This is a genomic window from Algibacter miyuki, from assembly GCF_030409805.1.
Classification (GTDB): domain Bacteria; phylum Bacteroidota; class Bacteroidia; order Flavobacteriales; family Flavobacteriaceae; genus Algibacter; species Algibacter miyuki.
This window is the reverse complement of record NZ_JAUFQP010000010.1, coordinates 182,185-205,700: the sequence shown is the minus strand read 5'-3', so window position 1 is coordinate 205,700 and position 23,516 is coordinate 182,185. Positions and strand designations below refer to the sequence as shown.

Sequence of the window (23,516 nt, the reverse complement as noted above, 5' to 3'; positions counted from 1 at the left end):
ACCAAAAGTATCTGTTTTTCCTTTAGAATGTAAAAAATTAAGTCCAAATGCAGTTTAATAAGGTTTTAGGGTTTCACTCCTAATACTTTAACGTAAAATGGTCTTTAAATATTCTACCATCTTCAAGGTTTATTGTAAACCAGTAGTCGTCGGCAGGAAGTTTTTTACCACCATATAAGCCGTTCCAACCGTTTTCAGAAGGACTAAGCTGTTTCAGTAATTTGCCGTAACGATCGTAAATAAATATTTTCGAATTGGACTGATTTAAACTTGAAACGCCATAAACTTGCCAAGTATCATGATGGCCATCATGGTTTGGTGTGAAAAATTTAGGAAATCCAATAACAAATACCTTTTGGTTTACTATACCGCAATCATTTTTAATATCTTTTACCGAAACCGTGTAAACGCCTGGCGGTATATTATTAAAAACAGGACTGCTTTGGTATGGCGCAATAATCACATTATTACTGTTTAGTAAACGGTATTCATAAGTGCCTTCTCCTGAAGCAAAAACTGTAATGTTATTGTTTGCAGAAGCATCTTGAACTTCAATATTATTAATTATGGCTACGTTAGACGCTTCAATAGTAATCGTTCTGCTTTTAGAACAACCATTAGCATTTGTGGCAGTAACGGTGTAGTTGCCAATGGTGTTAATATTAATTTGGTAACTGGTTTCTGCGGTAGACCAGCTATAGGTGTAATTGCTAGGTGAATCGTTTTTAATGCCAGCAGTTAGAGCTTTTTCCTCAGGAAATGCATTTAAACAATAGTATGATATTTCGTCGGATTCAAGTTCTGGCAATTTATAAACTATGAGATTTACATCGCTAATGCCATAACAATTATTAGCATTTTCTACACGTGCGTATATGGTTTGAGAATGGGCTATTGTATTGATAAATGTATTCCCTAAGATGTTGGTTTCTAATAAGGCGTCATTATAAGTTTCATAATAAGAAATTTGTAATCCAGTGGGAAGTCCGTTTGTAATTTGGGTATCAGCTTCGCTTAAAAGAAATTCATGGAAGCCATCTTCTACGCCATCATAATCACATAATGCGAGTGTGGCATTATTAGAATCTGTTGTGCTTACTGCTAGTGTTAATTCTGAAAGGCTATAACATTGGGTTAGCGTATTTTCAACTTCAACATAAATAATTTGTGGGTTCGTGGTGTTCAAAAAAGAATCGCCGTTTACTTCCGAAGTTCTAGATATATCGGTAAAAAAGCGAGTGGTTCTATCTTTTAGATTTCCCGTTAAATCAGCATGGGATTCATTCAGGTTGAAGGTGGTGAAACCGTCAGATACGCCATCTTCATCACATTGCAGTAAAGTGTGATTATAGGCATCAGGATTAGGATTGCTGATTAATCTAAACGATGAAATACTTCGACATAATGGGTTTGTTTTATCTTCAATACGAAAAAATATTTCTTCGGAAAAAGGTGTGTTGTTATAATATAAATTGGGATGCGGGTTAGTTTTTGTTTCAGCATCATTAGTAGATTTATAATAAGTAATGTTGACGTTATTAGGATCGTTACCTTTAAGAATGTCACTATTTTTAGTAGCTAAGTTGAAAGTGGTCCGCCCGTTTTTATCATCGCCATCATCTAAATTATCACATAGCACATAATCTGACGGTACAGTGAAACTGGGGCCACTATTTACCGATAAATTAAATTCTGAAACTTCAAAACACCCTGTTGATTTGTTGGTGATACGGGCATAAATAGTTTGCGGGTTTTTTGTGTTTGTATATGGGGAAGTAAGTGGTTTAGTGTTAATTATAGCGTCACTTTCAGAGTCATGGTAACTAATGGTTGCATCGGTTTGAGTGCCTAGTATTATAGGTGTGTTTGTTTCTAAATTGAAGGATGAAAAACCATCGTTATATGGTAAGTCTACATCGCAAGTTTCAATGTTTTTAGAAAAGGAATTGTTAACGGAAGAGTCTACAGGAGGATCTGAAAAGGTAGCCGTTCCTGTCCATTCTAAAGAAAAATCGCTATTCCCGATTGGTCTGTCGATAACAATAAAATAAGTTTCGCCAGCCAAAACATTTAGCCAACTAACAAAACTATTTCCATTGGGACCTGGCCCTTCCGAAGTGTCGGTTGCTGTGCCATTCATTCCGGTATGATTACTAGTTAATCCCGCAGAAGCAGGATTGGTTGTCGAGCATCTAATGGCTTGTCCAATATTATTACAATTTGCGTTAGGGCCAAATACAAAAAAATCATAATCCTCATTTATCGAACTACTTCCAGGTTTTAAGGTAAAACCGAGTGTGCCATCTGTAATAGGAGCTACTTTTAGCCAAACACTATTGTTTTCTTGACTGCTGCAATTTATGCCAAAGCCTAGTTCTTGTTTACCAATACCATTAACATCGAGATTAATGTTGGAGTTTCCGCAAACAATAACGGCATCACTACAATCGGTTGGGTTTTGGGCATGGAGTTTTGTTTGAAAAATGATACTTATTAAGACGAGGTAAAATAGCTTGTGTAGTTCCAAAAAATTAATACTTAAGGGTGAAATGATTTTTGTACACACGGCCGTCTTCGAGATAAATAACAAACCAATAATCATCGGCAGGTAGTTTTACGCCATTAAAAAGACCGTTCCAACCATTCTCATTAGCTCTTAATTGTTTTACTAGTTTTCCGTAGCGGTCGTAAATATGTATTTTGGAGTTTGGTTGGTTGTTACTAGAAATACCATAAACTTGCCAAGTATCGTGATACCCATCGTTATTTGGTGTGAAAAATTTAGGAAACCCGATAACATAAACTTTTTGGTTTGAAACCCCACAATCCAATTTAGTGTCTTTTACCGAAACAGTATAAACCCCCGGGAAAACATCATTAAAAATGGGTTCACTTTGATAATCGGTAACAACTACGTTGTCACTGTTTATCAGTCTATATTCATACACCCCTTCTCCCGATGCGACTACGGTTATGCTATTGTTTTCTGAGACATCTTTTACTTCAATATTATCTATGGTCGCAATATTTGAACCTTCAATAGTAATGGTTCTCATTTTAGAACATCCGTTAGCATTGGTTACGGTAACATCAAAATCGCCGATACTATTCACCTCTATGGCATACGTGTTTTCTCCTGTAGACCAACTGTAGGTATAGTCGTTCGGGACACCGTTAAGTAGTCCTGGATTCAGATTTATTGTTTCAGGAAATTTGTTTATGCAATAATAATTAAGTGCTTCGGTTTCAATTTCCGGAAGCTTATTCACGGTTAATATAACCTCGCTTATACCATAACAATTATTGGCGTTTTCTACACGGGCATAAAGCGTTTGTTTATAAGGGGTTGTGTTTGTGTAAATAGTGTTTAGGTTGTTTTCTTCCAATAAGGCATCATTATAATTTTCATAATATGAAATACTTAAACTTAACGAAAGTCCTACTGTTATCTGAGTATCGGCATCGTTTAAATTGAAAGATTGGAAACCATCTTCGGTACCATCGTCATCACAAAGCATTAAAGCTGCATCTTTAGAACTGGTAGAGCTTACGGCTAGTGTTAATTCAGAAAAATCAGAACATGTTGTGTTGGGATTATACACTTCAACATAAACGGTTTGCGGGTTTTTTATATTAGTATAGGTGCTGGTGCTTATCTCTGAAGTTCTTGCGCTATCCACAAAGAATTTAGTTTCCAACTCGGTAACATTACCTGTTAAAGCCTTGTGAGCTTCATCTAAATTAAACGAGGTAATACCATCGGTTATGCCATCTTCATCACATTGTAGGAGTACGTAATCAAAAGCTTCGGGGTTGGTGTTATAGTTTACGTACGCTTCACCTTCGAGAGCGCAATCGCCATTATTAGGGGTAATGTAAACTTCGTAATGACCACCTTTGGTAATGAATAGTTCGTGGCTTTTTTCCGCTAAAGGTAAACCATCAAGAGTCCAAGTATAAGTGGCGTTAGGAATGTTTTCAGCCGTAAGCGTATAGGTGTCGTTATCGCAAAGATCTAAATTTGTGGTGCTTTTAGTGTCGTTTATAATGTCAATTGTGGTATTGAAAAAAGACTGGATAAAAGGCGGTAATCCTTGTGATGATGCATTTGGCGCCAAACTTACCGCGTTGTGTTGATAATTACTGGCAGTGCCTATGTCGTTTGGATTATTGATAGCGCCTAAATAAGGTAACCCTTGGGTGTATGTAGCACTTAGAGCTCTGTAAATTTTTCCGTTAGGAGCCAGTTGTAAACCACCACGATATAGCGATCGGTTATCAATAACCACGGCTGAGGTAGATATGTTTGCTGCTCCTAAATTATATTGAATTAGTTGTGATTTATGATTCGCTGGATCTTCGTTGTTGATGGGGTTAACTCTGTCTGAAAAATCATTTGAAGCGTTTACGTAAAGTAGTTGGCTATCTGGTGAAAATTCCACACCATATGCAAAGCTCGCTTCTCCGGTTATAATTAAACTTTGTTGATTGCTAACAAGCCCAGTATCGGTATCAAAATCGTAAAGGAACATACCATTTGTAACGTTTGCCGATGCCATTTTAGTGCCATCTGGAGCAAGTTTTAAATAACCGCGATAATCTGTAACCGATCCAAAAGGGAAAGTAAAACGCGATTTAGTTGATGTGGTTTGCACGCCTAAATCGGTAACTTCAAATGCATGAAACGTATCGTACTCATTAAGTGTGCCGTGGGCCGAAGCAAAAGAAATCACCCAAATCGATTTCGTAACACAATCTTTAAGTACCGCAGTAATTTTTTCGGAACATTCAGGCAGTAAATTTATGTTTTTAGAAGTAACCCCTCCAAGTCCGCCATTTAAGGTAATATCTACTTCAGAATAATTTAAACCTAAATGCGCTTCATTATTATTGTGGTCGTCTACCGTGAAAACGTAATAGATGTTTTCATCACCTGGCTTCGGGACAATAATAGCCGATTGCGTACTAGACGAGTCGCCATACAGTCCAAAACCATTAGCCATTACGGCGTGAGTTTTATTCCAAATTGTGGAGCCATCGGTGTAAAATAATAAGTCGCCCAAATCGTCCGAAATTGTAGCGCAACCTTCGAAAGTATTTATGTTTCCATCGGTTAACGTGGTAATGGTATTGGTTCGTTGATTAAATTTAATACCACTATTATAACCGAAATACCAAGTGGAAGCTTCACTTTGCGCAATGAGAGAAAGTGAGGCCAAGCAAAATAAGCTGAGTAATATGTGTTTTTTCATCTAAAAGAATAGCAATCGCTACCAAATATATCACAAATCACGCTTTTTTAATAATTTTAACGATAAAAAGACAAACACCGCTGTCCAGCCTAAAACAATAGCTATTTCGTACCAATGTACGGCATAATCGTAAGCCAATTCTGCTTTTTCAGGGAACTTCGACATAGCTACACGTTGAAACGGTTGCTCTATAAGGTTGTACATAGATTGTAGCGGGAAAAAGTTTTGAATTTGACCAGCCAAATTATGATTGAATTGCCAAGTAAGAAGTCCGAAAATAATCCATTCTGAAATGAATAAAATAAACAGAAACGCTAATGCAAAGGCCGAACGTTTTACCAACATACCTAAAAATAAACACAAACTGAAAAAGCCTAAAAGTTTAACAAAGTAAGCGAGTAAAAAGTTGGTTTCTCTAATAATGATACCAAACTCGTTATAGCTAGAATAGTAAAGGCCAATACATAATGAAATGAGTCCGATAAGCACTGTAGAAACTAACGAAAAGAAGGCTATGGCATAGAATTTAGATAAAATAAATTCCTTTTTGCTAAGTCCGTCAATAAGGTTTTGTTTTATAGTTTTGTTACTGTATTCGTTACCAATCATGCTTACTACCACAATAGCGAAAAAGAATTTGAATTGTGAAGCAAAAAAGGTAGTTAAATGCCAAATTATTGGAAAGTTGAAAACGCCTAATTCACCGAGTTCTAAAGTGAAAAAACCGAAAACATTTATTTTTATAGAGGATAAAAGAATAACGAAAAACGGAAGTATAAACGAAACAAAAATTAAAATTTTGCTGGTTCGGTTTAATAAAAGCTTTTGTAATTCTAAATTTAAAAGTCGTAACATGTGCTTTGTTTTGAGTGTATTATTAGTTGTCGGTTAGCTGTAAAAATTGTTCTTCTAAACTTTCTTTACGCTGCACTAAATGAGTGAGAATAATACCTTTTGCAAAAAGTTGTTTGTTGAAGTCTTCCGAACTTAAAGGCGTATTTAAAAAGGCTGTAATTAAGTTGTTTTCGATTTTAGAACTCGAAAAAGCACTGTGGTTGCTAATAAAATCGATCAACTCAGTTTCTTTGTTACATTTTAATTCGAAAAAACCATGACTAGAAATCATCTCGTCTACGCGGCCAGAATATAATTTTACACCCTTACGCAATACTACGACATGCGAACATACTTTTTCTACTTCGTCCAATAAATGTGATGCTAATAAAATAGTAGTGCCTTTGGATGCGATATCTTTAATAATTTCTCTAATTTGATGAATTCCTTGGGGGTCTAAGCCGTTTGTAGGTTCATCTAAAATTAATATTTCGGGGTCGTTCAATAAGGCAGAAGCAATGGCTAAACGTTGTTTCATTCCTAAGGAATAGGTACTGAATTTATGATCTTTTCGATCCAAAAGGCCCACGACTTCTAATTTTTCTTCAATTTTAGTTAACGGCACATCTTTAATTTTACACACTAATTTTAAGTTTTGTGCAGCCGTCATGTATGGATAAAAGTTAGGACGCTCAATAATGGCCCCCACCTTTTTTAAAGCGTTATGTGTTGAGATGTTTCCATCAAACCATTGAAAATCGCCAGAGGTTTTATTTACCACATTTAAAACAATACCTAAAGTGGTCGATTTACCACTGCCATTTGGTCCTAAAATGCCGTAAACATTGCCTTTTTTTATAGTGAAGGATAAATCTTTAACGGCTGTTAAATACCCGAATTTTTTAGTAAGATGCTTTATAGTAAGTATCGTTTCCAAGCTATGTGGTTTTTAATACCCGCGTTTTAAGCGCGGGCATGTGTTAGTTTTTTTAGTTCGACGACGCGTTTTCTAATTTGTTACAAGAAAAGAAATAAAAGATTAAAATATATAGAATCGTATTATCATTATTAAATTTAAATTTTTAATATGAATAATAAGTGAGTAGATTATTTTAATTTACAGAAAATATTTTATTTTTAGATATATTTACAAGCTATGGAAGATTTAAAAATATCTAAAAGGAAACCCTCGTTTCCGATTACAGAAAAATTACATAATTACCTTTTGGAGTATAACAGAAACACTAAAATCCCCATTTTTTATGATGATTTGTTGCGTTTTCAAGGGTCGATAGTTGTTTATGATAAGGATGATAATGATACGCTATGGATTCGAGTATATTATAATGAGTATGAGCGTAAAGAAATTGATCAATCTTTAAAAAAAGTATATACCATTTTGCATTCTGATGGAAATGAAAATATTTTTCAATTCCTAAGTGTTGATGCTATTGATTTTTGCACCTTCGGAAACTCAAAACCTTTTCGTATAAAAATCCGTAATGTTTTAAACGATAATTACACCTATTTTTATATTAAAACAGCCGATGCTTCTCGTGTTTATGGTCTAGAATTAGAGCATATGCTTTCGCCTTATAATTTGAATTTTCTAGTTTACGAAAACACATTAATAGAAGAACATATTGCAGGAATTCCTGGCGATGAGTTTATAAAAAACTTTTTGCCAAAATGCAGCCATTCAGAAAAAACACAGATTGCTAAAGAGTTTGTAAAGTTCAATGAACGTTGTATGATTAGGCTTTTAGGCGATATGCGATCGTATAATTACGTTATTGTACCTACGCACGATTTTGATCATGTCGTGTATAAAATTCGCGCCATAGATTTCGATCAACAATCTTACGAAGGAAAGTTGAATATATATAGACCCCAGTTTTTTAAAGAAAACTTTAAAATGGTTGAGTTAGTTACCGAGCGCGTACAGAAATTCTCTATAGATCAATATAAAATAGAAGAGCGTTCTATTTTAGTAAAACGATTAAAAAGTTTTAAAGATAGAATTGATGAGTTGCTAACTTGTATGTATGAAGATACTATTTCAAACGAAGAGAATATCGCTTTATTAAAGTCGAAAATATTCGATTACACACAAGATATAGAGTTTAAAAACTGTAAAAACATGGGCGATATTCTAAAAAATACGCTTCGATTTTTAACCCATAATTACGAGAACGTTAATCCAAAAGGGTTTTACAACAATTAAAGGTTTTGTTAGGCTGTGTAAACCTGTCCTCGGTGTGGTTTTAGCGCATCGCGAATAGGTTTCATATCAGTTTCATCAACAACTAAAAAAGCAATAGCGTGCATTTCGCTTAAAATTTCAACACCGGTAATGCTAATATCTAGTTTTTCTAGGGCAATATATTCTTTTAAATGAATCAGGTGATGTTCTGCCGTTCTTTGACCATTTGGCCCTCTAAAATCCCAGATAAGTTTAAGTTTACGCATGCTAATTGTTGTGGTTTTGTAGTGTCAAATATACTTCAAAAAGTGTAATATTTATCTTTTTTAAACGTTTGTTAAAGCAACTTGCTTTATAGCTTTATATTACTATTTTTGTTTTTATTAAAAATTTATATTTTCAAATGAAGTTTAAATCTTTTTTTATTCAAATATCATTCTTTTTTTGTTTTTTATTGCATGCTCAAACAGCAGATAGAGAGGTGTTATTAGAGGTTGGTGGCGATCCGGTTTATGTATCCGATTTCTTGAAAGTTTATAATAAAAATTTAGATTTAGTACAAGACGAATCACAAAAAAATGTGGATGCTTATTTGGAACTTTTCATTAATTATAAGTTGAAGCTGAAAGAAGCCAAAACTCTTGGTTTTGATGAAAAACCAGCGTACAAACGCGAGTTACAAAGTTACAGAAGTCAGTTAGCTAAAAACTTCATGGCAGACAATACCGTAACCGAAGCTTTAATGGAAGAAGCTTATCATAGAATTTCCAACGAAGTAAAGGCGCAGCACCTTTTAGTAAGAATAGACGAAACAGCAAGCCCAAAAGATACTTTGGTGGCGTTTAATAAAATTAAAGCATTAAAGGAAAAAGCATTAAGGGAAGGTTTTGAAAAAGTGATGAAAAATGATGTTGACGGAAAAAATATTTTAGGTGAATATTTAGGCTGGTTTGGCGGTTTTAAAATGGTTTATGCTTTTGAGAATGCAGCTTATAATACGCCGGTTGGAGGAGTTTCAGATCCTTTTAGAACCCGTTTTGGATATCATGTTTTAAATGTTATTGATAAGCGTGAATCTAGAGGCGAGCGTACCATTGCTCATATTATGATTATGGAAAACGAAGAGGGCTCATCTAACGAAGATCCTGAAGTTCGAATTCAAGATATTTATAAAAAGATAAATCAAGGTGAAGATTTTGAAAGCCTAGCAAAACAGTTTTCAGACGATAAAAGTTCGGCATCTAAAGGAGGTGTTATGCCGCCTATTTCTAGCGGACAAATAAGTGCTTTAGAATTTGAAGATGTTGTTTTTGGCTTACAGGAAGTTGGCGATGTTTCAAAACCATTTGAAACCCAATACGGTTGGCATATTGTTAAATTGTACGAGAAAATACCTGTGGCATCTTATGATGCGTTGAAAGCAGAACTTGCGGTAAAAGTAAAACGCGACGAGCGCTCTAAATTAATAGACGATGCGCTTTATAATAAAATTAAAGGCATTTATAAGGTTAGTGATACGCCTCCAAATCTCGATTATTTTGTTTCTATTTTGAATAAAGATTATTACAGTCGTAAATGGGCATTCCCAGAGGACTTTCAATCAGAAAAAATCTTATTTGAAATTAATGGAAAACCATTCACGTATAATGATTTTGGTAGTTATTTAATTAAAACACAACATACCGTTAGAAGTACAACCGGATTTAAAACTATTGTAGAAACTAAATTTCAAGATTTTTTCAATGCAAGTTTAATAGCTTATCACGAAGGCAATTTAGAAAATTACGATCCTGAATTTGCAAATATTGTTACAGAATATCGCGACGGATTGTTATTATTCGACTTAATGGAAAATACCATTTGGAATGCTTCAAAAACCGATTCTTTAGACATTCAAAATTTCTACGATACCCATAAAAACAATTATGTTTTACCAGAACGTATAGATGCAGTTGTGGCATCTTCCTCGAAACAAAAAACACTTAAAAAAGTATCTAAATTACTATCAAAAGGAATGGCTTTAGAGCAAATAAAAAACCTAGTAAATAGTAACGATGCTGTAGATGTTATTTTTACAACAGGTATTATGGATGCCAATCACCAAGCACTTCCGAAGGATTTTAAATTTAAAAAAGGAATTTCTAAAATATTTAAACACAACAATGCTTTTGAAATTGTTGAGGTTAAAACGGTGCTTCCTGAAACACAAAAGACGTTAGAGGAATCTCAAGGCGCTGTAGTTTCCGATTACCAAAATGATAAAGAAGAAAAATGGGTAGCAACTTTGGCTAGTAAGTATAAAGTTGAAATTAATAATGAGGCTTTAGAAAAGGTGAAATCTCAAATTGAAAAACAATAAATGCGAAAAATAATTATCCTATTAGTTTTATCATCGGCTATGGTCTCGTGCGACTTCTTTTTTAAGGAAGAGGATGGTCGTATTCCTGTGGCACGCGTTAATGAGTCTTATTTATATCAAGAAGATATTAAGGATTTAGTTTCCGAAGCTACAACCCCAGAAGATAGTGCCGTTTTAGTTCAGAACTTTATAACCCGTTGGGCCACACAACAGCTTTTTTTAGATGGTGCTTTACTTAACCTAAGTGAAGAAAAGCAAGCTAGTTTTAATAAATTGATAGAACAGTATAAAACCGATTTATACACCAAAGGATATTTAGAAGCGCTGGTAAAACGTAGTATGGATACAATGGTAAATACTACTGAAGCTGAAAAATATTACGAGCTTAATAAAGATGTATTTAAATTGAATGAAGAGTTAGTGAAATTCAGATACATTAATATAGACGAAAATATTATTGATTATAAGGGTATTGTGAAAAAATTTGAACGTTTTAACGAAAAGGATAAAAAAGAGTTAGATTCTATGTCTATTCAGTTCAATTCCTATTCGTTAAACGATTCTATTTGGATAAAAGTGAGCCAGGTAATTAGTAAAATTCCAGCGATTACACCCGAAAATAAAAATCAACTGTTAAAAAAATCTAATTTTGTACAGCTCAAAGATTCATTAGGAGTATATTTGATGCAAATTAATGATGTTCTTTTGAGAAACGATACAGCGCCGTTAGAATTTGTAACGCCTACAATTAATCAAATTGTAATCAATAAGCGGAAATTAGAACTTATTAAAAAATTAGAAAAAGACATTACCAAAGATGCGATTAAAAATAAAGAATTTGAAATTTATAAATAGCCTAAAGTTTGTTTCTGTAGCCCTATTATTCATAGGAAACGGAGCGTTTGCACAAGAAATTATTGAAGATGCTGTTGAAGCTAAAACAGACTCGACTACTGTAGCGGAAAATGTGGCAACGGTAACAAAAGCATCATACAATAAGCAAAAAGTAGATGCTGTTGCGGCTGTAGTAGGTGATTTTATTGTATTAGAATCTGATGTTGATAAAACTTACTTGCAGTTAGAAGCGCAAGGGGTTAATATAAAAGATATTGAATCGTGCCAGTTATTCGGGAAATTACTAGAAGATAAATTATATGCGCACCACGCCATTCAAGATAGTATAATCGTTTCAGATGCTGAAATTCGCAGTATGGTAGATTATCAAATGGAACAGTTTTTAGCTGAACTGAAAGGGGATATGAACCGTTTATTAGCACTTTATGAAAAGGACGATGAAAAATCGGTTCGTGAGGAAATGTTCGAAATCAACAAAAAGAATAAGTTAGCTAAAGATATGCAAGCTAAAATTGTTGAAGAAGTAGAAGTAACACCAGAAGAGGTGAGATTGTACTTTACAAAAATACCTAAAGAAGAACGTCCAACATTTGGAACCGAACTTAAAGTAGCCCAAATTGTTTCAGAACCTAAAGTGTCTGACGAAGCGGAACAAAAAGTAATTGACAGGTTGAAAGAATTTAAAGCTGACATTATTGAAAATGGTGCTAGTTTCCGTTCTAAAGCGGTTTTGTATTCAGAAGATCCAGGGTCTGCAAGTCGCGGTGGTAAATATACTTTGAATAAGAAGCAACCTAGAATGGTAAAAGAATTCAGACAGGTGGCTTTTGCGCTTCAAGAAGGTGAAATTTCTGAGCCGTTTAAATCTGATTTTGGTTACCATATTATTACAGTTGATAAAATTAGAGGTCAAGAGTATGATGTGAGTCATATTTTATTAACTCCAAAAGTATCTCAAGAAGCGATTACTGAAGCACAAGAACGTTTAGAAAAAGTAAGAGCACGTATTGAAAGTGGTGATATTACTTTTGCTGAAGCAGCACGTGAAGCTAGTGATGAAAAAGAAACTAGAAATGATGGCGGACAATTGATAAACCCAGCAACTCAAGATTATAATTTTGAGTTAACAAAAATGGATCCGGAGTTGTATTCTCAAATTCAAAATTTAAAAGATGGCGAGATGAGTATGGTGTTAAGTGAGCAAGATAGATCGGGTAATATTAAATTTAAATTATTAAGAATTACCGATAGAATTGACGAGCATGAGGCCGATTACGCAAGAGATTACTTGAAAATTAGAGATCTTGCCTTAGACGAAAAGAAAATTAAAGCTATTGAAGATTGGCAAAAGGAAAAAATAGCAGATACCTACATTAAAATTGGTACGAAATACAGAGACTGCGAATTTTCTAGTAACTGGTTAAAAAACTAAGCCTATGTCGGACGTTGCTGCCATTGAAAATTTTGTAAAACAATTTAAAGATTTAAAAACAGAAGTAGCCAAAGTTATTGTTGGTCAAGATGCCGTTGTAAATCAAATTTTAATTTCAGTATTTTCTGGTGGGCATGCCCTTCTTATTGGTGTTCCCGGGTTGGCCAAAACCTTAATGGTAAATACTATTGCCCAAGCGTTAGGATTAGATTTTAAACGTATTCAGTTTACACCAGATTTAATGCCTAGTGATATTTTAGGTTCGGAAATTTTAGACGAAGACCGCCGTTTTAAATTTATAAAAGGGCCAATTTTTTCTAATATTATTTTAGCCGATGAAATAAATAGAACCCCTCCAAAAACACAAGCTGCACTTTTAGAAGCCATGCAAGAACGCGCCGTTACGGTTGCCGGACATCATTATAAATTAGACTTACCTTATTTTGTGTTAGCTACGCAAAATCCTATTGAGCAAGAAGGAACTTATCCGTTGCCGGAAGCACAATTAGATCGTTTTATGTTTGCTATCAATTTAGATTATCCCACTTTTGAAGAAGAAGTTCAGGTAGTAAAAGCCACTACAAATGATAATAAAGTAAAAGTAAACGCTTTATTTTCTGCTAAAGAAATTGTTGAGTTTCAACATTTAATACGTCGTATTCCTGTAGCGGATAACGTTATAGAATATGCCGTTTCTATGGTGGGTAAAACAAGACCAAATAGTGATCAGGCTCCAGAAATTGTTAAGAATTATCTCGATTGGGGTGCAGGACCAAGAGCTTCTCAAAATTTAATTTTAGCAGCCAAAACGCATGCAGCTGTAAATGGCAAATTTTCTCCAGATATCGAAAATGTACAAGCGGTAGCCGAAGGTATTCTAACACATCGTATTATCAAAAACTACAAAGCAGAAGCCGAAGGTATTTCAGAAAGTGATATTATTAAGAGTTTGTTCTAATTTTTGACGTTTTTATCATTTTCTGAATAATCTCAAATTCAATTTACAACATTTCAGATTTAGTGAGCCTATTTATATTTTTGGCAAAATAAAACCATTTCCAAAAAATAATAAAGTTCTAATTAGTATGCGATTCTTAAAACCTGTTTAGATAGACTTTCACTAAAAAAAACTGTTAAACTCTTTTTTTCGCACTTACTTCACAAGTATTTCGAAAAACCAATAATGAGTTTTAGGGATTCGCGATTTATTAATAAGTATTTTTGTTAATTACTTAAGATATTGCGATTTTTTTTATTAAAAACGTGAAATATAAATAGTCATATTAATTTAAAATGGCATTATAATAATAAACTATAATTAGTTGTTGTATTACGTTGTTTCTTTTTAAAACTTTGCTTTAAATTTTTTAAGTTTGCAAGACTTAAAAAATTAAACTTAAATAAACTATCGGGCTCTGAATTTGGTAATTCAAGCCTAAATTAACACCGTAAATATTTCTTTCATGAATACTTATAAGGATTACATTAAGCAGATCGAAGAACGAAAAGGTCAAGGGCTTAACCCACAGCCAATAGATGGCGCTGAATTACTTAGCGAAATTATTGCGCAAATTAAAGATGTAAATAATGAAAACAGAGCAGATTCTCTAAACTTCTTTATTTATAATGTTTTACCTGGAACCACGAGTGCTGCCGCTGTAAAAGCTAAGTTTTTAAAAGAAATTATTCTTGGTGAATCTGTTGTAGAAGAAATTACACCAGCTTTTGCTCTTGAACAATTATCACACATGAAAGGTGGACCTTCTATTGAAGTTTTACTTGATTTAGCTTTAGGTGAAGATGCTGCTATTGCTGCAGATGCTGCAAAAGTTTTAAAGACACAAGTGTTTTTATACGAGGCAGACATGGCGCTTTTAGAGAATGCTTTCAAAGCAGGAAATCCAATTGCCAAAGAATTATTAGAAAGTTATTCGAAAGCTGAGTTTTTTACAAAACTACCAGATGTTGAAGAAAAAATAGAAATAGTAACTTATATCGCAGGTGTAGGTGACATCTCTACAGATTTATTATCTCCTGGTGCAGATGCACACTCAAGATCAGATCGTGAATTACACGGTCAGTGTATGTTTGAGCATAACAAAGACATGCAAAACGAATTGTTAGCTTTAAAAGAGCAACACCCAGATAAACGTGTGATGTTAATTGCAGAAAAAGGTACTATGGGAGTTGGATCTTCTAGAATGTCTGGTGTAAATAACGTAGCGTTATGGACCGGTGTTCCTTTTAGTCCTTATGTTCCTTTTATCAATTTTGCTCCAGTAATTGCTGGAACAAATGGTATTGCACCAATTTTCTTAACAACTGTTGGAGTAACTGGTGGTATTGGTATAGATTTAAAAAACTGGGTACAAAAGAAAGATGCAGATGGTAATACTGTTGTAGATGCAGATGGAGAACCAGTTTTAGAAGAAGTTTATTCTGTAGAAACAGGTACGGTATTAACCATTAATACAAAAACAAAAAAATTATATAACGGAGATAAAGAGTTAAAAGATATCTCAGCTGCATTAACGCCACCAAAAATGGAGTTTATCAAAGCAGGAGGATCTTACGCTGTTGTTTTCGGTAAAAAATTACAAACTTTAGCTTGTAAAATATTAGAAATCGAAATTCCTCAAGTATATGCACCTTCTAAAGAAGTATCTGTTGAAGGACAAGGTTTAACAGCTGTTGAAAAAATATTCAATAAAAATGCTGTTGGAAATACTCCAGGAAAAACATTACATGCAGGTTCTAATGTACGTGTTGAAGTAAACATTGTAGGGTCTCAAGATACTACAGGTTTAATGACGTCTCAAGAATTAGAGATGATGGCAGCGACTATTATTTCTCCAATTGTTGATGCGGGTTACCAATCGGGTTGTCATACAGCTTCTGTTTGGGATGATAGGTCTAAGGCTAACATTCCTAGATTAATGAGTTTTATGAACGATTTTGGTTTAATTACTGCACGTGATCCTAAAGGACAATATCACGCGATGACCGATGTAATTCATAAAGTATTAAATGATATTACTGTTGATGATTGGGATATTATTATTGGTGGAGATTCTCACACACGTATGTCTAAAGGTGTTGCTTTTGGAGCCGATTCAGGAACTGTTGCCTTAGCATTAGCTACAGGTGAGGCTACTATGCCAATTCCAGAGTCTGTAAAGGTTACTTTTAAAGGTGAAATGAGAAGCTTCATGGATTTCCGTGATGTGGTACATGCTACACAACAACAAATGTTAAAACAATTTGGTGGTGAAAACGTATTCCAAGGAAGAATCATTGAGGTTCATATTGGAACGCTTACTGCCGATCAAGCCTTTACATTTACAGACTGGACTGCAGAGATGAAAGCTAAGGCTTCTATTTGTATTTCAGAAGAAGAAACATTAATTGAATCATTAGAAATTTCAAAAGGTCGTATCCAAATCATGATTGATAAGGGTATGGATAATGATAATAAAGTACTTCAAGGTTTAGTTGATAAAGCAAATGCTAGAATTCAAGAATTAAAGACAGGTATTAAACCAGCTTTAAAACCAGATGCTGACGCTAATTATTATGCTGATGTTGTTATTGATTTAGATGAAATTGCTGAACCAATGATTGCCGATCCAGATGTAAATAATGATGATGTATCTAAACGTTATACACACGATACTATTCGTCCATTATCTTTCTACGGAGGAACTAAACAAGTAGATTTAGGTTTCGTAGGGTCTTGTATGGTACACAAAGGCGATATGAAGATATTAGCTCAAATGTTGAAAAACATTGAAGCACAACACGGAAAAGTTGAATTTAAAGCACCTTTAGTAGTGGCACCTCCAACATATAATATTGTTGATGAGTTGAAAGCTGAAGGCGATTGGGATGTTTTAGTAAAATACTCAGGATTTGAGTTTGACGATAGTGCACCAAAAGGTTTAGCACGTACGAAGTACGAAAACATGTTGTATTTAGAGCGTCCAGGTTGTAACCTTTGTATGGGTAACCAAGAAAAAGCAGAACCAGGAGATACGGTAATGGCAACATCTACGCGTTTATTCCAAGGTCGTGTTGTAAAAGATACTGGCGAGAAAAAAGGTGAATCTTTATTATCATCTACACCAGTTGTAGTATTATCTACAATTTTAGGGAGAACACCAACTATGGCAGAGTATGAAGCTGCGGTTGACGGTATTGTATTAACGAAGTTCAAACCTTCTCAAAAGCAATTAGTAAGCTAACTAAAAGGTTTTATTATAATATATTAAAATCCCGAGTCTTTAGGCTCGGGATTTTTTTGTTTAATACAGTCAATTATATTTTTTTTAAAGTTAAGTTCAAAAAAACAAATGTGTTAATTTCGAAATTATGGCAAAAGACCGTATATCACTCTGTATTTATTAATTCTTGAAATTAAATATTAGAACAGCGAAGATGGTCTTAGAAATTATTAAACGTTATCAAAATGTGAAAATATGATTATAATAATTCAATATTTTGTACATTGTAGTAATTAAAATTCAAATAACAAAAAAAACAAATATTTTATGGCATTTGACATCGACATGATTAAGGAGGTTTATACCAATATGGCTCAACGTGTAGACAAAGCACGAAGCATTGTAGGTAAACCATTAACACTTTCTGAAAAGATTTTATATTCTCACTTGTGGGACGGAAACCCTACCAAAGCATTCTCGCGAGGAAAGGATTATGTAGATTTTGCGCCAGATAGAATTGCTTGCCAAGATGCAACAGCACAAATGGCATTATTGCAGTTTATGCAAGCAGGAAAACCACAAGTAGCAGTCCCAACAACGGTGCATTGCGATCACTTAATACAAGCTAAAGATGGCGCAGCAACCGATTTAAAACACGCCAACTCTGTGAGTAGCGAAGTTTTTAATTTCTTAGAGTCTGTATCAAATAAATACGGTATTGGTTTCTGGAAACCAGGCGCAGGAATTATTCACCAGGTCGTTTTAGAAAATTATGCATTCCCAGGAGGGATGATGATTGGTACCGATTCTCACACAGTAAACGCTGGTGGTTTAGGTATGGTAGCTATTGGTGTTGGTGGAGCCGATGCAGTAGACGTTATGGCCGGAATGGCTTGGGAACTTAAATTCCCTAAATTAATAGGTGTTAAGTTAACTGGTAAATTATCAGGCTGGACAGCACCAAAAGATGTTATTTTAAAAGTAGCTGGAATTCTTACTGCAAAAGGAGGAACTGGAGCTATTGTAGAATACTTCGGACCTGGAGCAACGTCAATGTCGTGTACAGGTAAAGGAACCATTTGTAATATGGGAGCCGAAATAGGCGCTACAACCTCTACTTTTGGATACGATGAGTCTATGGAACGTTATTTACGTGCAACCGATAGAAGCGATGTTGCAGATGCTGCAAACGCCGTTAAAGAACATTTAACGGGAGATGCTGAAGTATACGCAAACCCAGAACAATATTTCGATGAACTTATTGAAATTAATTTATCAGAATTAAGTCCATTGTTAAACGGACCTTTCACGCCAGATTTATCTACGCCAGTTGGTAAGGATATGAACGAGAAAGCAACCGCTAACGAGTGGCCTTTAAAAGTAGAATGGGGTTTAATAGGTTCTTGTACCAACTCATCTTACGAAGATTTATCTCGTGCATCATCCATAGCACAACAAGCCTTAGATAAAGGTTTAAAAATGAAATCGGAACTAGGTATTAACCCAGGATCAGAACAAGTACGTTATACAGCAGATCGTGATGGGATTTTAGGGATTTTCGAAAATCTAGACGCAAAAATATTTACAAATGCCTGCGGACCATGTATTGGACAATGGGCAAGATATAGCGATCCAAAAAACGCACCAAAAAACAGCATTGTACACTCGTTTAACCGAAACTTTGCTAAGCGTGCCGATGGAAATCCAAATACACACGCCTTTGTAGCTTCTCCAGAAATTACTGCAGCCATTGCCATTGCAGGTCGTTTAGACTTCAATCCAATGACAGATAAATTGATCAATGAGAATGGTGAAGAAGTGATGTTCGATGAGCCAACAGGATGGGAATTACCACCAAAAGGATTCGAGGTAAAAGATAATGGATACCTAGCACCAGAAGCCGATGGTAGCCACGTACAAGTAAAAGTAGCCGAAGATTCGGAGCGTTTACAATTACTAACTCCATTTACACCGCTTGGTAACGATATTTCGGGAGCAAAACTATTAATAAAAGCCTTTGGCAAATGTACCACCGACCATATTTCTATGGCAGGACCATGGTTACGTTTTCGTGGGCACTTAGATAATATTTCAAACAACTGCTTAATTGGAGCCGTTAACGCATTTGGTCAAAAAACAAACTTTGTTAAAAATCAAATAACAGGAGATTATGGTGGCGTGCCAGATACAGCACGTGCTTACAAAGCCGCGGGAATTAAAACTGTTGTTGTGGGCGACCATAATTACGGAGAAGGATCATCTCGCGAGCATGCAGCCATGGAGCCAAGACATTTAGGTGTTGCCGCTGTAATTGTAAAATCGTTTGCACGTATTCACGAAACAAACCTTAAAAAGCAAGGGATGTTAGGTTTAACATTTGCTAACGAAAGCGATTACGATTTAATTCAAGAAGATGATACGTTCAACTTCACAGATTTAAACGCCTTTGCACCAGACAAGCAATTAACCTTAGAGGTAGTTCATGCCGATGGCAGTAAAGATGTTATTAAATTGAATCACACTTATAACGATGCGCAAATCGATTGGTATAACGAAGGTTCTGCCTTAAACTTAATTAAAAAAGAAAACGGAGCATAGTTTTCTAAAATCATAATAAATAAAAATCCGGCTTTCGAGCTGGATTTTTTGTTTTAAAACTGTTTCTTATTTTAGAATTGGTATTTGGGCGTTATCTAGGTACTGAAAAAATCAGTACCTAGGTCGGGCTTTCCGTTGCAAGTCCTCGCACTTCCTTCGTCAGGCTGTGGGCTTTTCTCTGCAATCCCTAACGCGGGCGTATTTGAATAAATATTGCTTTTTGATAATATTTGGTTCGTTAGTCAGTTTATAATTTAAATCAGGAAATTATTGATGGTCATTTAAAAATTTATTATAAGATTCCCAATCTTTATCTGCATCTTTTTTTTCTTGACTGATTATATTTTTATCAGACTTTTTCGTTGATAAAACATTAAGTGTATCTACAAACTTCATGTGTTTAGAGCTACTTATACTAATTATTTCCCCTTCCAAATTATATTTGATAAATCCTTTATTGGTAATAAATTCTTCAATTAATCTACCACATTCATGATAATACGAGTATTCAATGGTATTGTTGAAATTATTGTAAGAATATTTTTTCTGCCCATTTGCATAATAAAGTTTTTTTGAAACCTTTTTTGAGTCTTTACTATGTTCTTCTAAATAGTATATTGAATTATCATTATAAAAACTCCAGTTTTTTTTAATTATACCGTTTTCAAAATATTCGCTTTTTAATGATATTGAACCGTTTAGGCTATAACTTTTAGAGAAAGAAATGGAGCCATTTGTGTTATATTTTTTTAGTGTTTTTGTTTTACTATTTTCATAGTATTCAATCCATTTCCCCAATGGTTTTCCATTTTTCAGGTATTGGATGTTTTGTATATTGTTATTTGGAAAAAAGGTTTTTATTTTTAATATTTTATTTTCAAAGATTACTTTGATTTTAGAAAAACCATTTTGTTTTAAAGTTAAGGAGAAATCATTTTTTTTAGAAAGCTTATCCTTTACTTCTTCCAAAAAAAAAGAGTCAGAGATGGTGTTATTCAAGGATATAAAACCCAGTGAGAAATAAAAATCTATGATAGGTTTTTTACTATATATGAAGCCAGCATAGTAGATAGGAATATTTTCATTATTAATTTCGAAAAATAAGTCTATCATATTTTTGTCTTTATAAAATTCAATAATAGGTTTAATAAAAACAAGAACCCCATCTAAGTCATATTTGTGTATAAGATACTTAGGTGTTATTTCATCAAGATGAATAATAGAAGACGTTTTTTTTATTGAATTGAATTTTACTTGAGCTAAAAAATCTAAGGAAGTTAAATCAAAATCTATATTAGGTTTAGTTTCATAAAACAGACTTTTACCAGGACTCCAGAGACCTCCAGGTGTGAAGTTTAATAGATTTCCTTCTTTAAAGGATTCTCGACCAATTTTATAAATAATTATTTTTTCAAGATGAAATGCAGTGCTTTCTGTTAGGTGTAAAAATAAAAAATCAACTTTAACTTGTAGGTTTTCGGATACGATTTCTTTTATTCTATTATATTTGAAAATATTTTTTATGTCTTTAGGGAGTTCTTTAAAATGAGAGTCATATCTATTACCTTTTCCTTTACCAATATAAAAATATTCATTATTTCTTGGGTCGATTAATCCGTAAACATAGTATTCTTTTTTCTCCACGATAATTTGTTAGAAATATTTAGTTATGTATTAAATTTAATGAATTAAAGTTTATCACTAAAATATCATAATTTAAAAATTTAATATTAATTCAATTCACGCTTATCCAAAATACTTCTTATTTTCTTATAAACAAGAAGATAAACTGTAGCTGCTCCAAACGAAATAAGAGTGCCGGTATAAATACCAAAAAGCGGATAAACTATAGAAATAACAAGCGAATAAATTATTAATGAAAACATACCAATAGGAACATTTTTTATAACCGTATGCACATGTTCTTTAGAATATGTAAAATGAATAATTAGCATAAGCGGAAACAAAGTTGTCGGAAATGCAGAGAAAAGACCAGCCCAAGTTGGACCAACAAATTTTGGGACACTCGTAATTACTAAAATAATTAAAGCAGCAAAAAAAGCGCGTACAAATAGAATTTTATAATTAAGTTTAGCCTTAGTTTTAATGTTAATATTTTCAATACTTTTAAAAAGATGGATAAATAAAAACGAAAAAGCTATAGGTATTAATATGGCTATATATTTATTAACTTCAATAAGATGCAATAATGACACTACAGCAAAGTAAGCCGTTATAGCCGATAAAGAAGATAATAGAATATTAAACCTTTTAAAGTATCTAGAGGCTATGTAATACACATAAACAAATGTTAAGGCAGCTGATAACCCCATCATATTATAGACAGCGCTTTTTGCGGCAAAATCAGGACTCACTTCTAAGCCAAAGAAAAATAAAGTGATAGCAGAACCCGTTGGGTATCCCGATAAAATACCGGCAACCTTCGGACTTACATTTTCAGCAAGTATTGATAAGCCGATAACAAAGGCGATAGCTACTAATAATTTAATTACGAATAATAACTCTATCATTTTATATTATTTCTTTGTGCAAACTGTTTTCAGTACTAATTATAAAGAGTGTATCAGTACGTTTTAGCATGTGTAGTTCAAAATTAGAACAATCTGTTGGTTTTTTCATGGAATTCTAATTTTTTTTGGGGATAAAAAAAAGCGATTAAATTCATTGAATTTAATCGCTTTTTTATAGATTTAATATGGAATTATCTTATTTGATAAATAGAGCAAAAACTGTCTTTTTTATCTCCCAAAACGTCTACGCTTAATAATCCGGTGGTTACTATAAATGTAATTGTGTCATCTTTCACTAACTCTACAGCGGTTGAAAGTCTTCTATAAGGTGAAGACACACTTGTAGATAGAACGCTTACACTGAGATAGTTTTCTTCCGTAATTAACGTTCCGTTTTTTTCAATGCCTAATCCAAAGTTTGTACTGGCAGATATGGCTGATCCAATTTTTATTTGTGCACTAACAATATAAATGCCATCTTGTTTAGCGGTAAATGTATTTGTGGTTAAATCAAATTCATCATTACTGTCTATTTCTTCACTATTAAATGTTAGTTTAGACTTTCCTCCAAGTGCAATTGCTAATGTTTTTGAGCCTCCAGTAGAAAAAGAAGCTTTTACAGTGGTGGGCAATGCTGCTTTTAAAATTTCTGTTGCCGGAAGGGTATTAATTATTCCAGATCTAGAGATAACCAAAATAGAATCTTTTATGACTCCTAGTTCTGTTTCTTGTAACGTATTGTCTATTTTGAGTGTGCCATTTACGTCTAAAGTGGCTTGTGGGTTTGTTGTGCCAATTCCTACTTGTGCTGTTGATAGAATTGAGAATAGAATTAAAAGTAGTAAAATAAAAAATTTGAACATGGTGAATTGTTTTAGGTTAATAGTTGACTTAGGGAGTCTATTAGGTTAAAAGTAATAATAAACAGACAAAACACAAATAGTTAGTAGTCATTAGATTACAAGTAAGATGTTTCGTTTAATATTTTTAATTATAAAATTAGTTTTTTAAGTAGCGGGGAAAGCGGTATCGTGTAGGAAAGATTATGCTTTGGTCTAAGCTTTTATCAACTATACGAAGACTTTTTAGAAAATAAAGGTATTATGGTGTTGGAGTTTGCTATAGTTTTTTTAATTAAATAATAAGTGTTTACCTCTTATCGAATTTATTTTTTAAGGAGCATAATTGTATGCAATATAATATTGGATTAAAGCAATTTTTATATTAATAGT

The 23,516-nt window shown here is 33.7% G+C and carries 15 protein-coding genes; 7 read left to right on the top strand and 8 right to left on the bottom strand.

The features are described 5' to 3' along the window. Positions 1–79: 79 nt before the first annotated feature. The 4 genes from QWY92_RS08880 to QWY92_RS08865 are packed head-to-tail and all read right to left on the bottom strand — an operon-like array spanning position 80 to position 7,023. A complete protein-coding gene (locus QWY92_RS08880; protein WP_290270413.1) occupies positions 80–2,527 on the bottom strand; it encodes a T9SS type B sorting domain-containing protein in 2,448 nt (815 codons plus the stop codon). Between the two features lie 4 nt (positions 2,528–2,531). Further along, complete coding sequence (locus tag QWY92_RS08875; RefSeq protein ID WP_290270412.1) at positions 2,532–5,252, bottom strand: T9SS type B sorting domain-containing protein; 2,721 nt, start codon at positions 5,250–5,252, stop codon at positions 2,532–2,534. Between the two features lie 30 nt (positions 5,253–5,282). Then, positions 5,283–6,107, bottom strand: a complete 825-nt coding sequence (locus QWY92_RS08870) for an ABC transporter permease (protein ID WP_290270411.1) — start codon at positions 6,105–6,107, stop codon at positions 5,283–5,285. Between the two features lie 22 nt (positions 6,108–6,129). Further along, positions 6,130–7,023, bottom strand: coding sequence for an ABC transporter ATP-binding protein (locus tag QWY92_RS08865; RefSeq protein WP_290270409.1), 894 nt, complete (start codon positions 7,021–7,023; stop codon positions 6,130–6,132). 219 nt (positions 7,024–7,242) lie between these two features. Between QWY92_RS08865 and QWY92_RS08860 the strand changes: the two genes are divergently transcribed. After that, the gene (locus QWY92_RS08860) at positions 7,243–8,310 is read left to right on the top strand and encodes a hypothetical protein (protein ID WP_290270407.1); all 1,068 of its coding nucleotides are present in this window, start codon (positions 7,243–7,245) and stop codon (positions 8,308–8,310) included. 8 nt (positions 8,311–8,318) lie between these two features. On the opposite strand, the gene QWY92_RS08855 is transcribed toward QWY92_RS08860, so the two are convergent. Continuing rightward, the gene (locus QWY92_RS08855) at positions 8,319–8,555 is read right to left on the bottom strand and encodes a hypothetical protein (RefSeq protein WP_290270406.1); all 237 of its coding nucleotides are present in this window, start codon (positions 8,553–8,555) and stop codon (positions 8,319–8,321) included. Positions 8,556–8,692: 137 nt separating this feature from the next. On the opposite strand from QWY92_RS08855, the gene QWY92_RS08850 reads away from it, so the two are divergent. From QWY92_RS08850 to QWY92_RS08825, 6 genes are all read left to right on the top strand, one after another. Then, a complete protein-coding gene (locus QWY92_RS08850) occupies positions 8,693–10,648 on the top strand; it encodes a peptidylprolyl isomerase (RefSeq protein ID WP_290270404.1) in 1,956 nt (651 codons plus the stop codon). Further along, on the top strand, positions 10,649–11,503 hold the full coding sequence (locus tag QWY92_RS08845; protein ID WP_290270402.1) for a peptidyl-prolyl cis-trans isomerase: 855 nt from the start codon (positions 10,649–10,651) through the stop codon (positions 11,501–11,503). Next, positions 11,487–12,935: a peptidylprolyl isomerase gene (locus tag QWY92_RS08840; protein ID WP_336622092.1), complete on the top strand. Its 1,449-nt coding sequence runs from the start codon at positions 11,487–11,489 to the stop codon at positions 12,933–12,935. Before QWY92_RS08845 ends, QWY92_RS08840 begins: the two co-directional genes overlap by 17 nt. A gap of 4 nt (positions 12,936–12,939) precedes the next feature. Further along, positions 12,940–13,893 carry an AAA family ATPase gene (locus QWY92_RS08835; RefSeq protein ID WP_290270398.1) on the top strand — a complete coding sequence of 318 codons (954 nt, stop codon included), beginning with the start codon at positions 12,940–12,942 and terminating at the stop codon, positions 13,891–13,893. A 505-nt stretch (positions 13,894–14,398) separates the two neighbouring features. Continuing rightward, a complete protein-coding gene (locus tag QWY92_RS08830; RefSeq protein ID WP_290270397.1) occupies positions 14,399–17,176 on the top strand; it encodes a bifunctional aconitate hydratase 2/2-methylisocitrate dehydratase in 2,778 nt (925 codons plus the stop codon). A 306-nt stretch (positions 17,177–17,482) separates the two neighbouring features. Next, complete coding sequence (locus QWY92_RS08825; RefSeq protein ID WP_290270395.1) at positions 17,483–19,753, top strand: aconitate hydratase; 2,271 nt, start codon at positions 17,483–17,485, stop codon at positions 19,751–19,753. A gap of 267 nt (positions 19,754–20,020) precedes the next feature. Here the strand turns inward: QWY92_RS08825 and QWY92_RS08820 are convergent, their stop codons facing one another. The 3 genes from QWY92_RS08820 to QWY92_RS08810 all read right to left on the bottom strand — a co-directional run bounded on the left by QWY92_RS08820 (position 20,021) and on the right by QWY92_RS08810 (position 23,147). Beyond that, positions 20,021–21,397: an LEM-3-like GIY-YIG domain-containing protein gene (locus QWY92_RS08820; RefSeq protein ID WP_290270393.1), complete on the bottom strand. Its 1,377-nt coding sequence runs from the start codon at positions 21,395–21,397 to the stop codon at positions 20,021–20,023. A gap of 86 nt (positions 21,398–21,483) precedes the next feature. After that, the gene (locus QWY92_RS08815; protein WP_290270392.1) at positions 21,484–22,284 is read right to left on the bottom strand and encodes a hypothetical protein; all 801 of its coding nucleotides are present in this window, start codon (positions 22,282–22,284) and stop codon (positions 21,484–21,486) included. Positions 22,285–22,475: 191 nt separating this feature from the next. Continuing rightward, complete coding sequence (locus QWY92_RS08810) at positions 22,476–23,147, bottom strand: hypothetical protein (protein ID WP_290270390.1); 672 nt, start codon at positions 23,145–23,147, stop codon at positions 22,476–22,478. Positions 23,148–23,516 lie beyond the last annotated feature (369 nt).

Coding starts and splice junctions, on each gene's coding strand:
- QWY92_RS08850 (WP_290270404.1), top strand. CDS start 8,693: ATGAAGTTTAAATCTTTTTTTATTCAAATATCATTCTTTTTTTGTTTT.
- QWY92_RS08845 (WP_290270402.1), top strand. CDS start 10,649: ATGCGAAAAATAATTATCCTATTAGTTTTATCATCGGCTATGGTCTCG.
- QWY92_RS08855 (WP_290270406.1), bottom strand. CDS start 8,555: ATGCGTAAACTTAAACTTATCTGGGATTTTAGAGGGCCAAATGGTCAA.
- QWY92_RS08825 (WP_290270395.1), top strand. CDS start 17,483: ATGGCATTTGACATCGACATGATTAAGGAGGTTTATACCAATATGGCT.
- QWY92_RS08875 (WP_290270412.1), bottom strand. CDS start 5,252: ATGAAAAAACACATATTACTCAGCTTATTTTGCTTGGCCTCACTTTCT.
- QWY92_RS08860 (WP_290270407.1), top strand. CDS start 7,243: ATGGAAGATTTAAAAATATCTAAAAGGAAACCCTCGTTTCCGATTACA.
- QWY92_RS08830 (WP_290270397.1), top strand. CDS start 14,399: ATGAATACTTATAAGGATTACATTAAGCAGATCGAAGAACGAAAAGGT.
- QWY92_RS08810 (WP_290270390.1), bottom strand. CDS start 23,147: ATGTTCAAATTTTTTATTTTACTACTTTTAATTCTATTCTCAATTCTA.
- QWY92_RS08870 (WP_290270411.1), bottom strand. CDS start 6,107: ATGTTACGACTTTTAAATTTAGAATTACAAAAGCTTTTATTAAACCGA.
- QWY92_RS08815 (WP_290270392.1), bottom strand. CDS start 22,284: ATGATAGAGTTATTATTCGTAATTAAATTATTAGTAGCTATCGCCTTT.
- QWY92_RS08835 (WP_290270398.1), top strand. CDS start 12,940: ATGTCGGACGTTGCTGCCATTGAAAATTTTGTAAAACAATTTAAAGAT.